Annotated in this window: 13 protein-coding genes, 2 pseudogenes and 1 riboswitch; of the genes and pseudogenes, 8 read left to right on the forward strand and 7 right to left on the reverse strand. The window is 64.8% G+C overall.

All coding sequences use genetic code 11. The features are described from left to right. The first annotated feature begins 266 nt into the window (after positions 1 to 266). Positions 267 to 899: an SDR family oxidoreductase gene (locus J1M81_RS24490; RefSeq protein ID WP_308051311.1), complete on the forward strand. Its 633-nt coding sequence runs from the start codon at positions 267 to 269 to the stop codon at positions 897 to 899. Between the two features lie 26 nt (positions 900 to 925). Here the strand turns inward: J1M81_RS24490 and J1M81_RS24495 are convergent, their stop codons facing one another. The 4 genes from J1M81_RS24495 to J1M81_RS24510 form a co-directional block, all read right to left on the reverse strand. Beyond that, positions 926 to 1480, reverse strand: a complete 555-nt coding sequence (locus J1M81_RS24495) for a DUF6764 family protein (RefSeq protein ID WP_176456807.1) — start codon at positions 1478 to 1480, stop codon at positions 926 to 928. 489 nt (positions 1481 to 1969) lie between these two features. Next, a complete protein-coding gene (locus J1M81_RS24500) occupies positions 1970 to 2437 on the reverse strand; it encodes a MerR family transcriptional regulator (protein WP_206499034.1) in 468 nt (155 codons plus the stop codon). A gap of 28 nt (positions 2438 to 2465) precedes the next feature. Beyond that, on the reverse strand, positions 2466 to 3338 hold the full coding sequence (locus J1M81_RS24505; RefSeq protein ID WP_206499035.1) for an SDR family oxidoreductase: 873 nt from the start codon (positions 3336 to 3338) through the stop codon (positions 2466 to 2468). Positions 3339 to 3381: 43 nt separating this feature from the next. After that, on the reverse strand, positions 3382 to 3846 hold the full coding sequence (locus J1M81_RS24510; RefSeq protein WP_179273747.1) for a tRNA (cytidine(34)-2'-O)-methyltransferase: 465 nt from the start codon (positions 3844 to 3846) through the stop codon (positions 3382 to 3384). A 33-nt stretch (positions 3847 to 3879) separates the two neighbouring features. On the opposite strand from J1M81_RS24510, the gene J1M81_RS24515 reads away from it, so the two are divergent. The 3 genes from J1M81_RS24515 (at position 3880) to J1M81_RS24525 (ending at position 5730) form a co-directional block, all read left to right on the forward strand. Then, on the forward strand, positions 3880 to 4488 hold the full coding sequence (locus J1M81_RS24515) for a pentapeptide repeat-containing protein (RefSeq protein WP_206499036.1): 609 nt from the start codon (positions 3880 to 3882) through the stop codon (positions 4486 to 4488). Positions 4489 to 4544: 56 nt separating this feature from the next. Then, the gene (locus J1M81_RS24520; RefSeq protein WP_032383970.1) at positions 4545 to 5402 is read left to right on the forward strand and encodes a bifunctional methylenetetrahydrofolate dehydrogenase/methenyltetrahydrofolate cyclohydrolase; all 858 of its coding nucleotides are present in this window, start codon (positions 4545 to 4547) and stop codon (positions 5400 to 5402) included. A gap of 82 nt (positions 5403 to 5484) precedes the next feature. Further along, positions 5485 to 5730: a DUF3017 domain-containing protein gene (locus J1M81_RS24525; protein WP_048319895.1), complete on the forward strand. Its 246-nt coding sequence runs from the start codon at positions 5485 to 5487 to the stop codon at positions 5728 to 5730. Between the two features lie 20 nt (positions 5731 to 5750). Here J1M81_RS24525 and J1M81_RS24530 read toward each other — a convergent pair whose 3' ends face one another. Continuing rightward, complete coding sequence (locus J1M81_RS24530) at positions 5751 to 6884, reverse strand: homoserine O-acetyltransferase (protein ID WP_027496400.1); 1134 nt, start codon at positions 6882 to 6884, stop codon at positions 5751 to 5753. Between the two features lie 8 nt (positions 6885 to 6892). Continuing rightward, complete coding sequence (locus J1M81_RS24535) at positions 6893 to 8242, reverse strand: bifunctional o-acetylhomoserine/o-acetylserine sulfhydrylase (protein WP_080729313.1); 1350 nt, start codon at positions 8240 to 8242, stop codon at positions 6893 to 6895. 154 nt (positions 8243 to 8396) lie between these two features. Beyond that, positions 8397 to 8519: riboswitch (SAM riboswitch) on the reverse strand. A gap of 371 nt (positions 8520 to 8890) precedes the next feature. Between J1M81_RS24535 and J1M81_RS24540 the strand changes: the two genes are divergently transcribed. Then, positions 8891 to 10030 carry an MFS transporter gene (locus J1M81_RS24540; protein ID WP_032367243.1) on the forward strand — a complete coding sequence of 380 codons (1140 nt, stop codon included), beginning with the start codon at positions 8891 to 8893 and terminating at the stop codon, positions 10028 to 10030. A 3-nt stretch (positions 10031 to 10033) separates the two neighbouring features. On the opposite strand, the gene J1M81_RS24545 is transcribed toward J1M81_RS24540, so the two are convergent. Then, on the reverse strand, positions 10034 to 11083 hold the full coding sequence (locus J1M81_RS24545; RefSeq protein ID WP_045841986.1) for an ABC transporter substrate-binding protein: 1050 nt from the start codon (positions 11081 to 11083) through the stop codon (positions 10034 to 10036). A gap of 135 nt (positions 11084 to 11218) precedes the next feature. Between J1M81_RS24545 and J1M81_RS24550 the strand changes: the two are divergent. The 3 genes and pseudogenes from J1M81_RS24550 to J1M81_RS24560 form a co-directional block, all read left to right on the forward strand. Beyond that, a pseudogene (locus tag J1M81_RS24550) lies at positions 11219 to 11893 on the forward strand (response regulator transcription factor). Continuing rightward, positions 11890 to 12864, forward strand: coding sequence for an ATP-binding protein (locus J1M81_RS24555; RefSeq protein WP_032400119.1), 975 nt, complete (start codon positions 11890 to 11892; stop codon positions 12862 to 12864). The pseudogene J1M81_RS24550 and the gene J1M81_RS24555 overlap by 4 nt, the downstream one beginning before the upstream one ends. 98 nt (positions 12865 to 12962) lie before the next feature. Continuing rightward, positions 12963 to 13224: pseudogene (locus tag J1M81_RS24560) on the forward strand (DUF4173 domain-containing protein); the annotation flags it as partial.

The raw sequence follows: 13224 nt of genomic DNA on the forward strand, positions 1-13224 counted from the left end.
TTGTCTGGTGGGTCGGGGTAGGCGATGATGCCGGATCGTCTGGGTTGGGTGGGGATGTGTGGCCGTAGGTCGTTGCCGATGATGGGTACTGTGGTTCCGTTGGCGGGCAGGGTGATTCGGGTGGTCTTCGAGGTGGAGGTCCATAGGATGGCGCCGCCGGGGAGCATGACGGCGGTCCAGTAGCCTGCGGTTTTGACGCTGTGGTGGTATTCGCAGAGGCATTGGAGGTTGTTGACGGTGGTCCAGCCGCCGCCGAGGGGATTGGCGTGGTCGAACGGGATCGCGTGGTCGAGCTGGCAACGTGCGGCGGCACAGCACCTCCTGTGGGTGCCGACGTCACCGACGCTGACGCGATCGACGCCATGCTGAACGTAGTCGTTGCCGAGTTCGGCGCAATCGACGTTCTGGTTCTCAATGCCTCGGGTGGCCTGGAGTTCGGTGCAGAACCCGACTACGCGATGAGTATCAATCGCGACGCGCAGGTGGCGCTGGCTCGCGCGAGTATCGCCCGTATGGAGCCGGGCTCGCGGATCGTCTTCCTCACCAGCCACCAGGCGCATTTTCACGGCAAGAAGCCGGTCCCCGTCGAATACGAACCCGTTGCTGCGAGCAAACGGGCGGGGGAGGATGCACTGCGTGGAATGATTCCTGAATTGGATTCTCGGGGAATCGAATTGGTCGTGGTGTCCGGGGACATGATCGAGGGCACGATCGTGGTCACCCTGCTCGAACGCCGTAACCCGGACTCAGTCGCTGCGCGAACCGCGCAGGGTGCGCTCCTGACCATTGCGGAGTTCGCGTCGGCTGTGACGGAGGCTGCAATCGGACCCATCGAGAAGTCCGGCCGGACTGTCTACGTCGGTGGAGCCGACTACCTCGACGGGTTCGTGTCGGGGTAGTCGGCTCCGCTCGATCGGATGAAGAATCAGCTACCGAGAACGCAGAACTGACCGCTCGTGAGGTTCAGCGCCAACGACAGCGGCCCGACGCAGTCGACGCCGCGTGCCTCGGATGTAGCACCGGATCCCCATCCTGCGACCGCGAGGGTCGTCTGGCCGGCATCTGCCCACGAGTGCGCGATTCCGCCGCCGAGTGCGAGCGCGTATGCCGTGCCCGCGTTCTTGCTCGCTCCGAGCGCGACACCGTAACCGTTGGCGTAGGTGTTGGTTGCGCCCGGCCCGTCGTTGACACTGACGGCAGTTCCGCTGTCAGCGGCACCGGCGGTGGCGGTTCCGGGTCCGTTCGAGGTGGCTCCGCAGCTCGCTGTGTCACTCACCTGGATGTCGTTGGCCGAGGGCGGCGACACGCACGTGACCGGTGCCGCCGACGCGGTGGCGGTGCCGGCGAAGGCGGCCACCGTCAGGCCCGATCCGATGGCGAAAATAGCTGCGGTGCGGGCGATTCGACTACCGAACCGACTGAACGTTCGCGCGGAGGAGGAGTTGGAAGAAACCGTACGGGGCAGGGAAACAGAGAACAACAGAAAGCTCCTTCACGAGCGAAACGGGTCGGTGCGGCACACGGTACCCCGCTCCGGGGGTCCGTGACAGCAAGCAGACACAGATTGTGTAACGGTGCCGATGGCATCGGGAGATGAATCGTCGTAGAAGTCCGATTTCTCGGACCCCTGCGGTATCGGTCGAGCCGGTTCGTACCGCCTTTGTACTGCCCAGGTTCTACGTGCGCAGTCCGGTCGATTCCGTTCCGTCAGTTCATGATTGGGGCTTGTTTGTCGGCTCGGTGCCGGTGTCCGAAGCGGGTGGCGATGCTCCGAGTCGGCATGCCCGGGCGACCGCCGAACGAAAGGAAATTGTTATCGGAGGGCTGGCGAGCCGTCGGACGCGGCTCGATAGTTGGGTCTCACAGCGCAGGTGCCGTTCCGACCAGATCGATTTGTCGACGCTCACAATCGATTTGACGTGCAAGGACGCAGACATGCCCACCGGGCCGAACGGTTGTTTCACCCGGATCACGGACCCGTGGCGCCGCCGTATGTTGCGATCTTGTACTCGGTTGCCACGAGAGACAGTTGCAGTTCTCGGATGCGCTTGTGAACAGCGTCGCGATGCGCGACGAGCATCTCGAGTCGTTCCGGGACAGTCTGGTCGCCGCTGTCGACCAGCGCGACGTATCTCCGGAGGTCGCGCATGGGCATACCCGAGAGCCGCATCCTTGTCAGGAACACCAATCGACGGACGGCCGCGGAATCGTATTGTCTGTGCTCGAGTCCGTCGCGATCGACGTCGATGAGGCCGCATCGCTCGTAGTACCGCAGCGTGTGTGCGGAGATGCCGAGTAGTTCGGCCACCTCGGCGATACCGAGCGGTTCGGGCAGTTCCGACGGCTCGATCAGGTCGTGCAGCAGCTCCACCGTCAACGGCGCAGCCGAGTCCACGGCCGCCGACAGCGCCCTATTCATCAATTCGTTCGTCGACATGATAGGGAAGATAGTCCGACCTGGGCAGTCATACCGGACGGACGGATTCGGGAACACCGGGAAAATCCGCGCTTGCGGACAATTCGGCATGGGTGTTCAAGGAGTCGAGTTCCCGACGGTACGACTCGCGTAGCCGTCGAACCGCTTCTCGCCCCAGTGGGATGCGCAGGGGAGCGGATTCGGCGTCGACCAGTCGGCGGATGATGTGCGCGGCGCGGGCCGGATCGCCTTCTTGCCGTCCGTCGACGTCGAGCATGTCGACTCTGAGCGCGCCCAACACTGCGGTGTAGGCATCGATGGGGTCTGCGATCTCGAGTACATCGGCATTGTTGAACCCGGTCCTGAACCGACTCGGTTCGACGATGAGAACTCGAATGCCGAACCGAGCGACCTCGCCGGCAAGGGCTTCCGACCAGCCTTCGAGCGCAAATTTACCTGCAGAGTACGAGCCAGCACCCGGGAACGAGACGCGGCCGCCCTGGCTGCTGATCTGCACGATGGTTCCCGCGCTCCGCTCTCGCATGTGAGGCAGGACTGCGCGGGTCAGAGCAGCAGGCCCGACCACGTGTTGTTCGAGCATGTCGCGCAATCGCGTGTCGTCTATCTCCTCCGCCGCACCGATCTGCCCGACGCCTCCGTTGTTCACCAGTACGTCGAGGCGTCCGAACCGGCCGATCGCGGCCTCGACGACGGTCGGCGCGGATTCGGTGTTTCTGACGTCGAAGGCGATGGTCAGTAGGGCTTCCGGGTTCTCGGCAACCAGGTCGTCGAGACGTTCGGGTCGCCGCATCGCTGCGACGACGGTGTCGCCTGCCTCCAGGGCGGCGACGGTGAGCGCCCGACCCAGGCCGGAGGATGCTCCGGTGATGAGCCAATGCCGTTGTCCGAGCGGTTGTGTCATGAACGGAAAGCTATGGCTTCGAGCGCACTCGAACGCAAATCGCTCAGACGCTGCCCTGATAGTCGTGTTGGCGCCAGGCCTCGTACATCGTCACTGCTGCGGCGTTCGCCAGGTTGAGTGATCGGCGTCCGGGGATCATCGGGATGCGCAGCTGGTCGGTCACATGGGGGTCGGTCAGGACGTCGTCGGGGAGTCCGGTGGGTTCCGGTCCGAACAGTAGGACGTCACCGGGTTGGTAGGCGACGTCGGCGTAGGAGCGTGTTGCGTGCGCGGTGAAGGCGAAGACCCGTTCCGGGGCCAGTGCGGACCACGCCGACGGCAGGTCCTGGTGCACGGTGACCGACGCGAGGTCGTGGTAGTCCAATCCCGCGCGTTTGAGCTTGGGTTCGGACATGTCGAACCCGAGGGGGCCAACGAGATGCAGTTCGCATCCGGTGCCGGCGACGAGGCGAATCGCATTGCCGGTGTTCTGCGGAATCCGGGGCTCGAAGAACATGAGTCGAAACACCCGGATCACTCTGCCACCACGAGCCCGGGGAGGATGGGGCAGGTGGACGACGAACAGACCATCGGCGAAGATTTCTCGGATTCTCGACTCGACGGGCGGGAGTGGTCGGGCAGGCAGTTCGTCCGGTGCACCTTCCGTGACGCGGACATGAGCAATGTGCGAACCGACTCGGTCGTCTTCACCGAATGCGACTTCACCGGCACCGACCTCACGGATTCGGTGCACACCAACTCGGCCTTTCGATCGTGCACGTTCACTCGAACCAATCTGCAGCACAGCGTCTTCCGTCACTCGACGTTGATGGGATCGGTGTTCGTGGACACTCGCATGCGGCCGGCCACCTACGACGAAGTCGATTTCACGTTGGCCTCGCTGGGTAGTGCCGACCTGCGCGGCGTCGATCTGACCGGATGTCGGATGCGGGAGGCGAACCTGACCTCGACCGATCTTCGCAAAGCGGTGCTGCGGTCCGTCGATCTCGCGGGCGCACGAACCGTCGGTGCCAAAATGGAGGAGTCGGACCTGCGCGGAGCCGTCGTCGATGCGTCGCTGTGGGTCGGCGCAGGGGTGCGCGGGGCCAAGATCGAACTGATGCAAGCAGTGGCCTTCGCGGCTGCGCAGGGTCTGATCGTCGAGAGCTGACCGCGGTGATCGGCCCGGCGCGCCGCCGGACGGGCAGAACCTGAAACAATGGCCCGGTGACTGCAACGATCCTCGATGGCAAAGCGACTCGTGACGAGATTTTCGTCGACCTCACCGCCCGTGTGGCACGTCTGCGGGAGCAGGGCATCACTCCCGGCCTGGCGACGGTGCTCGTCGGAGATGATCCGGGTTCTGCCGCATACGTGCGGGGCAAGCACAACGACTGCGCGAAGGTGGGCATCACTTCCATCCGACGCGATCTTCCCGCGGATATCACTCAGTCCGATCTCGAAGCGGTCATCGACGAGCTCAACGCCAACCCCGACTGCACCGGGTACATCGTGCAGCTTCCGTTGCCCAAGCATCTGGACGAGAACGCCGCGCTCGAGCGCATCGATCCCGACAAGGATGCCGACGGTCTGCACCCGATCAACCTCGGCCGCTTGGTGCTGGGCAAGGACGCCGCACTGCCGTGCACCCCGCGGGGCATCGTCCACTTGCTGCGGCGCTACGACGTCGCACTCGACGGGGCGCGCGCTGTGGTCATCGGCCGCGGTGTGACGGTGGGCCGACCGATCGGACTGCTGCTGACCCGCCGTTCGGAGAACGCGACGGTCACGTTGTGCCACACCGGAACTCGTGATCTTGCCGCAGAGGTCTCCCGCGCCGACATCGTCATCGCGGCCGCCGGGGTTCCCGGTTTGATCACCGCAGACATGGTCAAGCCCGGGGCAGCTGTGCTCGACGTCGGGGTCACCCGCACCGAGGACGGATTGCGCGGAGACGTCGCGGACGACGTCGCCGAGGTGGCCGGTTTCCTGTCGCCCAACCCCGGTGGAGTCGGGCCGTTGACGCGCGCGTTTCTGCTGTCCAATGTCGTGGAGCGAGCCGAACGCGCTGCGGCCCAGAGTTGAGCGAGCCGAGGTGAACGACGTACAGGATGCGCGAGGCGATCACGTGCCGGGTTTCCGAGCGGCGCTCGCTCGAAATCTACCGATGGTCGTGGTGTCGGTCATCGTGCTCGCTGCGCTGGTCCTGGTTCTCGCCGACCGTTGGCGGCGCGGCTCGTTCATCTTCGGGTGTGCAGCGGTGGTGGCAGCGTTGCTGCGACTGTGCCTGCCCGAGTCACGCGTCGGCACCCTGAAGGTGCGCAGCAGGGGATTCGACGTGTTGGCGCTGGGAGGCGTCGGCGGTGCCATCGTCTTTCTGTCGCTGTCGATCGATCCCTTGGGGACGGACTGACGCAGACCGATCGACTCGGGTCAGCGCCGTCCGAGGCGGGCGAGCTCCATCGTCTCGGCCAGCAGCTTCGCCACCGAATCGGCCTCGGTGAGAAATCCGTCGTGGCCGTCTCTCGACTGGATCACTTCGAGCCCCCGGCACTGTGGGAGCTCACGCGCAATTTCTTTCTGCAGTCGAAGCGGGTACAGGCGATCGGAATCGACGCCCCCGACGATGGTCGGAACCGGCACGGATGCAAGGGCTTCGGCGACTCCGCCGCGTCCTCGGCCCACGTCGTGGCGGTTCATCGCTTCGCTCAGAAGAACGTACGTCGCCGCGTCGAATCGATTGACCAGTTTGGCGGCCTGATGCTCGAGGTAGCTCTGCGCGGAGTACCTGCCGCCGGCCCACGGATCCTCGTCGTTCTGCGGAGAGTTTCCGAACCGAATGTCGAGTTCGCTCTCGGTTCGGTACGTCAGATGCGCGATGCGACGAGCGATCCCGAGTCCGGCGGTCGGGGCGGTGCCGGTGTCGTGGTAGTTGCCGCCGAGCCAACCCGGATCGGCCTTGATCGCAGCGATCTGGGTGGTTTGTGTCCCGATCTGGTCCGCTGTCGCGCGGGCACCGACGGCGAGCACCAGCGCGGCACCCACCCGATCCGGATGTCCCACAATCCATTCGAGGGTGCGCATGCCGCCCATCGACCCGCCCACGACGGCGGCGAACCGATCGATGCCCAGAACATCGGCCACCGCGACCTCTGCCGCCACCTGATCGCGAATCGAAATTTCCGGGAAGCGAGAACCGTACGGGGTGCCGTCGGGGGAGATGCTGCTCGGTCCGGTGGTGCCTCCGCATCCGCCGAGCACGTTGGTGGCGACGACACACCATTCGTCGGTGTCGATGGGGCTGCCCGGTCCGACCATCCCGTTCCACCAACCGGGCAGTACGTGGTCGGCATCCGGCGGTCCCGAAACGTGGGAATCGCCGGTCAACGCATGTTCGACGAGCACGACGTTGCTGCGATCGGCCGCCATCTCGCCCCAACGCTGCACCGCCACGGTCACGTGCGGAATGTGAGAACCGTTCTCGAGATCGAGACCACCGATGTCGATGGTTCCCAACCGTCCGTCCGGAGACGGAAGGACCGCCTCCGGACGAACGCCTGTGTTCAAGCTGTGGCTCAAGACGCCGCCGCGCGGAAGCCGACCTCGAGATCGGCGATGATGTCGTCGATTCCTTCTATACCGACGGCCAGACGCACGAGGCCGGGAGTGACGCCGGAGGCCAACTGCTCTTCCGGGGTCAACTGCGAATGCGTGGTGGACGCGGGATGGATGACGAGAGAACGCACGTCTCCGATGTTAGCCACATGACTGTGCAGAGTGAGAGCGTTGACGAACTTCTTGCCCGCGTCCACTCCTCCCTTCAGCTCGAACGCGATGATCGCGCCCTGCCCCTTCGGGAGCAGCTGCTGCCCGCGCTCGTACCAGGGCGAGGATTCGAGTCCGGCGTAGTTGATCGAGACGACATCGTCGCGACCGGCCAAGAAGGTGGCCACCTTCTGCGCGTTCGCCACGTGCCGCTCGATTCGAAGACTCAACGTCTCGAGGCCCTGGCTGATCAGGAACGCATTGAAGGGTGACACCGCAGCCCCGATGTCACGCAACAACTGCACCCGCGCCTTCAGCGCGAAGGCCGGAGCGCCGAGATCGGCGAAGACGACACCGTGGTAACTCGGGTCCGGGGTGGTGAAGTTGGGGTGACGGCCTTGCGTCCAGTCGAACGTTCCGCCGTCGACGATGACGCCCGCGATCGCCGTGCCGTGACCGCCGAGGTACTTCGTCGCCGAGTGCACCACGATGTCGGCACCGTGCTTCAGCGGCTGCAGCAGGTACGGCGTCGCGACGGTGTTGTCGACGATCAGCGGAATGCCGTTCTCGTGGGCGATCGCCGAAATGCCGGGGATATCGAGAACGTCGTTCTTCGGGTTGGAGATCGTCTCACCGTAGAACGCTTTGGTCGACGGTGTGATGGCCGCGCGCCACTGTTCGAGATCGTCCGGATCGTCGACGAACGAGACGGTGATCCCCAGCTTCGGAAGCGTGTAGTGGAAAAGGTTGTACGTGCCGCCGTAGAGCCGCGGGCTCGAGACGATGTGATCGCCCGCCTCGGCGAGATTGAGAATGGCGAACGTTTCTGCTGCCTGGCCCGACGCGAGCAGAAGCGCTGCGACGCCCCCTTCGAGAGCGGCGATGCGCTGCTCGACGACGTCCTGCGTGGGATTGATGATGCGGGTGTAGATGTTGCCCGGTTCCGCGAGGCCGAACAGTGCGGCCGCGTGATCGGTGTTGTCGAAGGTGTACGAGGTGGTCTGGTAGATGGGCAACGCACGAGCCCTGGTGGTGCCGTCCGGTGTCTGACCCGAATGGATCTGCTTGGTCTCGAAGCTCCAGTCGGCTGCGGGATCGGTGAACGGATCCTCGGTAGGTGCTCCGGTGGCGTCGACGACGTCGGGGGTCGAATCGGTCATGGCTGGTGATACTCCGTTTTCTCAGACGTGTTTTCTGTCGAATGAAGCTCGAGAACTCGAGCGTTACGGGGCGTATCGGTACAGCAACACATGAGAACCTCCTGACATGCCTCGGCCCGTGGGGACCGAAGATCAGTGGGTCCGCTTCGGAGCGGACCCGCGCTTGTCGATACGACACGGATGTGTTGCATCGGCCTGGTCGTTCACCCGGGGCACCCCACCGCGGTTGGAGGGTTGCCGGCCAGCAAGCCGGGGCTCGATGCTGGCACTCATGACCTGGCAGGAATCTTAGCGGGTACGGGTGTCTCGGGGGAACGAGGGCGCTCACGACCCTCGAGCAGATGCTCTGGTGAGGACAATCACCGCCCGGCGACTCGAAAACCGGTCGCCTCGGGGAAGAGAATGAACACGACGAACGTTTTGCCGTCCGGTCGGGCTGTACTGAATCGATCCACCAGGTCGTCGATTTACCAGGTCGTCGATCCACCAGCCCCTGGCCCGCTCTGTAATCCGATTGCTTACGAAGGTTGTTCTGCTGTGACTGTCACCGATTCCGCTCTCGCCAGAAACGTCAGCGCCGTGCGCGGCAAGGTGTCGAGTGGGTTGAGTGTCGGCCATCGACCGCACTCGACCCGCCGCAGGCTCGCCATGCTGGCCCTGTCCATCGGCGGCTTCGGCATCGGCACCACCGAATTCGCGTCGATGGGCCTGCTTCCGGACATCGCGACGACGATGGGAATCTCGGAGCCGTCGGCCGGCCACATGATCTCCGCCTACGCGCTCGGCGTCGTCGTCGGTGCGCCGACCATCGCTGCTCTTGCGGCGCGTGTTCCTCGGCGCATGTTGTTGCTGGCGCTGATGGTGGCGTTCACTCTCGGCAATCTCGGGACGGTCTTCGCGCCGAGTTTCAACGAGTTGGTTGCTTCCCGGTTCGTGGCCGGTCTGCCGCACGGCGCGTATTTCGGCGTTGCCGCACTGGTGGCGGCGCACCTCGCTGAGCCGGGCAAACGAGCCAAGGCCGTCGCGATGGTGATGATGGGTCTATCGGTGGCGAACGTCGTCGGTGTACCGGTGGCGACCTGGATCGGCCAGGCCCTCGGGTGGCGAAGCGCATTCGCCCTCGTCGCCGTGATCGGGTTGCTCACCGTCAGTGCGCTGGTCCTGTGGATGCCGCGACTCGACGCCATGCCGACCACCAGTCCGATCACCGAGCTCGGTGCCCTCCGCCGTGGCCAGGTGTGGATGACCCTGTTCGTCGGCATCGTCGGATTCGGCGGCATGTTCGCGGTGTACACCTACATCGCGTCGACCCTGACCGACGTCGCAGGCCTTGCCCGTGCACTGGTTCCGGTGGCCTTGATGATCTACGGCCTCGGCATGGTTGCCGGCAACTACGCAGGCGGTTGGTTGGCCGACAAGTACAAGCTCAAGGGCACCTTCATCGGGCTGGCCGCGACCGCAGTGTCCCTGGCCGTCTTCGTCGTCGCGGCTCACAACCCGGTGACCGCGCTGCTTCTCGTGTTCTTGATCGGCGCGTCCGGCTCGTCCGTCGTCCCCGGACTTCAGACCCGTCTGATGGACGTGGCGGAGGACGCGCAGACTCTCGCCGCGTCACTCAACCACGCGGCGTTCAACCTGGCCAATGCCATCGGAGCCGCGGTGGGCGGCGCGGTGATCGCCGCAGGTCTCGGCTACACGGCACCGGCCGCCGTCGGCTCGGGTCTCGCTGTTGCCGGCCTGGGCGTTCTGTCCGTCGCCATGTGGATGGAGAAGCGCTCGGCGGCATGAAAGTCAGGACGTGATGGTGGTGGCGGTTCCGCCGAGCGCCTCGGACATTGCCGGAGCCACCTTGTCGATCACGTACGGCAGGCTCAGCACACTCGTGAAGTAGATCGCCCCCGCCGTCACCCCATCGGTGAAGACGAGGTTGCCGTCCTTCACCGGCTGCAGAGCGTTGTACACCGGTTCCTTCTCCAACTGGCCGCGATCGCCCGGGTTCTCCGTTCCCCAGATCAGCACATCTGCAGTGTCGAGGACCGACAGGTTCTCCAGCGGGATGCTCGCCTGCGCACTGCCGTCGGCCGGCACGAACGCGTCGATGTCGTCGGGGATCACAAAACCGAGCTTCGTCAGGAAGTCGGTGCTCAAACCGTCCTGGTACGCGATGGCCTTGCCCTCGTAGAACGCGTTCTGCAGGAAGATCGCCTTCTTCCCTGCGAACTCGGGGTGAGCCGCCGCGGCATCGGCGAACTTCTGATTCACACCGTCGATGAGTCCGTCCACTTCGGCTTTCTTACCCAACGCCCGGCCGATCTTCTCCGCCTGTACGTCCCAGGGCTCGAAGTAGGCGGTCGACGCGTCGGACTGGGCGAGCGTGGGTGCGATGTTGCTCAGAGTCCGGTAGCTGTCCGCGGTGAGACCGGCGTTGGTGGCGATGATCAGATCGGGCTCGAGGGCGGCGATCTTCTCGGTCTCGAAACCGTCGCCGTTGTTGGTGAGCACCTCGGGCTGGGCATTTCCCAGCGCGGCCCGAGCCCAGGGCCAGGTCGCGTACGGCTGGTCGCCGTACCACTCCGTCACTCCGACGGGGATCACGCCGAGGGCCAACACCGTGTCCTGTTCGGTGTATCCCGCCACCACGACGCGCGTGGGTTCCTCGGGAACGACGGTCTCGCCGAACGCATGCTTTACCGAGACGGGAAAGACGCCCGAGCTGGCGGTCGTGGGGGAGTCGGGGCCGTCGGACGTGCCGTCGGAGTTCGAGCAGGCGCTCAGTAGTCCCGCCGTGGTCAGCGCGATCGCGCACACCGCCAAAGTTCTCCGAAGTGGTCGGGTACGCATCGAGTGGGCCTTTCGTCAGGTCGGGTATCGAAAGGAAGGGTAGCCCACCCTTAGTTCGACTTTCAGGTCAACCTTCACCGAACCTCCACATTTCCCGACGAAGTCCTCCATGTCCGACCTCTAGGGTCAATTCTCATGAGCCGCACAGTTCTCGTAGTCGACGATGAACCCACGATCTCCGACGCCGTGGCCGCTCGACTGCGAGGCGAGGGGTACGACGTGGTCACTGCCGCCGACGGCCCCTCCGCGGTGGAAGTGTGCGGCCGGATCGACCCCGACGTGGTGGTGCTGGATCTGATGCTTCCCGGTTTCGACGGACTCGAAGTGTGTCGACGCATCCAGGCATCCCGGCCGGTACCGGTACTGATGTTGACGGCCAAGTCCGACGAGACCGACATGCTCGTCGGGCTGGGCGTCGGTGCGGACGATTATCTGGGCAAGCCGTTCAGCATGCGTGAACTGGTCGCGCGTGTGCACGCTCTCATCAGGCGCGCCGAGCGCGTCGTCACTCCCGAGTAGTACACCACTCGAATCGGCGACGTGCACATCGATCACCGGGAGCGACGCGTCTCCACCGACGCGGGCGACATCCACGTCACCAGAACCGAATTCGACATCCTGGCGTATCTGGCCGCTCGACCTCGCACGGCGGTGTCCAGGGAGACCCTGCTGTCGGAACTGTGGGGTTGGGACGATTCGGCCAGCAGTCGTACCGTCGACAGTCATGTGAAAGCGTTGCGGCGCAAGCTCGGTGGCGACCTGATTCGTACCGTCCACGGCGTCGGATACGCCGTGGAGGCACCGCGATGAGGCCGATGCTGCCGCGTCCGCTCGATCCCTTGCGGTCGTTCAAACTCAAGGTCTCGCTCGTGGTGGGCATCGTGCTGGTGCTGGCGAGCGTCGTCTTCTGGATCGGGGCCGGCTGGCAGTTTCGCTACACACTTCTCGCCGCATTGATCGTGTCTTTGGCCGCAACACAATTCGTCGCGCACGGCATGACGTCGCCCCTGCGAGAGATGACCTCGGCAGCCAAAGCGATGGCGCGAGGCGACTATTCGACCCGGGTGCGTGCCACGTCCCGCGACGAGGTGGGCGAGCTCGCCACCGCGTTCAACACCATGGCGAGCGACTTGGAAGCCGCCGAGAAGTACCGCCGCGAGCTGATCGGAAACGTCTCCCACGAGTTGAAGACTCCCATCGCTGCCTTGCGGGCAGTGCTCGAGAACATGGTCGACGGGGTGACCGAACCCGACCCGGCCACGTTGTCTGTCGCCCTGGGCCAGACCGAGAGACTGGGAAACCTGGTGACCGAACTGCTCGATCTGTCGAGGGTCGAGGGCGGAGTGCTGAGCATCGTCCCGACGGAATTCCCGGTGCGCCCCTTCCTCGAGGAGGCGACCGGCGTTCACCGAGAACGAGTATCGATCGTCGTCTCACCCGGTGCCGGGACGGTCGTCGCCGACCGCGCTCGAATGACGCAGGTGATCACCAATCTCGTCGACAACGCCGTACGGCATTCGCCGCAGTCGGGCACGGTGAGTATCCGAGCGCATCGAACCGGGGACCGGTTCGCGTTCGATGTTCGCGACGAGGGTCCCGGCATCGCACCGGCCGACCGTCACACGGTGTTCGACCGGTTCACTCGCGGCGGATCCACCGACGGCGGAACAGGTCTCGGACTCGGAATCGCACGGTGGGCCACCGAACTGCACGGCGGGACCATCGACGTTCTCGACAGTGAGTCGGGCTGCCACATCAGAGTGGCCATCCCCGAGCGCTGACAACCCACCTTCTTTCACACACCCACTCACCTCGACTGCTCGTCCCTGGACCGCAGCCGCGGTTCGGCATGCCTCGAACACAGAAATGGATCCCAGCCATGACCACGATCGGAATACCCATGCACCCCAGAACGCGGCCTCGTCGATCGCTGTGGAGCCCTCGAACCTGGCCGGTGCTGCGACACTCTCGGGCACCCCGCGCGGCACTTGTCGGAGCGCTCGCTGCCGGCCTCGTCAGTGCAGTGGTATTGGGCTACAACAACTTCGGCGTACCCATCACTGCCGCAAGCATCATGGCTGTCGTCGTAGCGGTACGACGCGCGTCGTTGTCGCCGTGGGAGTGGGTGGGTGTGGCGGGGG

The organism is Rhodococcus sp. KRD175, from assembly GCF_017168275.1.
Taxonomy (GTDB): domain Bacteria; phylum Actinomycetota; class Actinomycetes; order Mycobacteriales; family Mycobacteriaceae; genus Rhodococcoides; species Rhodococcoides fascians.

Excerpts from the sequence above, each read along its gene's own strand:
- J1M81_RS24545 (WP_045841986.1), bottom strand. The coding sequence starts at position 11,083 with ATGCGTACCCGACCACTTCGGAGAACTTTGGCGGTGTGCGCGATCGCG.
- J1M81_RS24525 (WP_048319895.1), top strand. The coding sequence starts at position 5,485 with ATGGTCGTGGTGTCGGTCATCGTGCTCGCTGCGCTGGTCCTGGTTCTC.
- J1M81_RS24500 (WP_206499034.1), bottom strand. The coding sequence starts at position 2,437 with ATGTCGACGAACGAATTGATGAATAGGGCGCTGTCGGCGGCCGTGGAC.
- J1M81_RS24535 (WP_080729313.1), bottom strand. The coding sequence starts at position 8,242 with ATGACCGATTCGACCCCCGACGTCGTCGACGCCACCGGAGCACCTACC.
- J1M81_RS24555 (WP_032400119.1), top strand. The coding sequence starts at position 11,890 with ATGAGGCCGATGCTGCCGCGTCCGCTCGATCCCTTGCGGTCGTTCAAA.
- J1M81_RS24505 (WP_206499035.1), bottom strand. The coding sequence starts at position 3,338 with ATGACACAACCGCTCGGACAACGGCATTGGCTCATCACCGGAGCATCC.
- J1M81_RS24515 (WP_206499036.1), top strand. The coding sequence starts at position 3,880 with ATGGGGCAGGTGGACGACGAACAGACCATCGGCGAAGATTTCTCGGAT.
- J1M81_RS24540 (WP_032367243.1), top strand. The coding sequence starts at position 8,891 with ATGCTGGCCCTGTCCATCGGCGGCTTCGGCATCGGCACCACCGAATTC.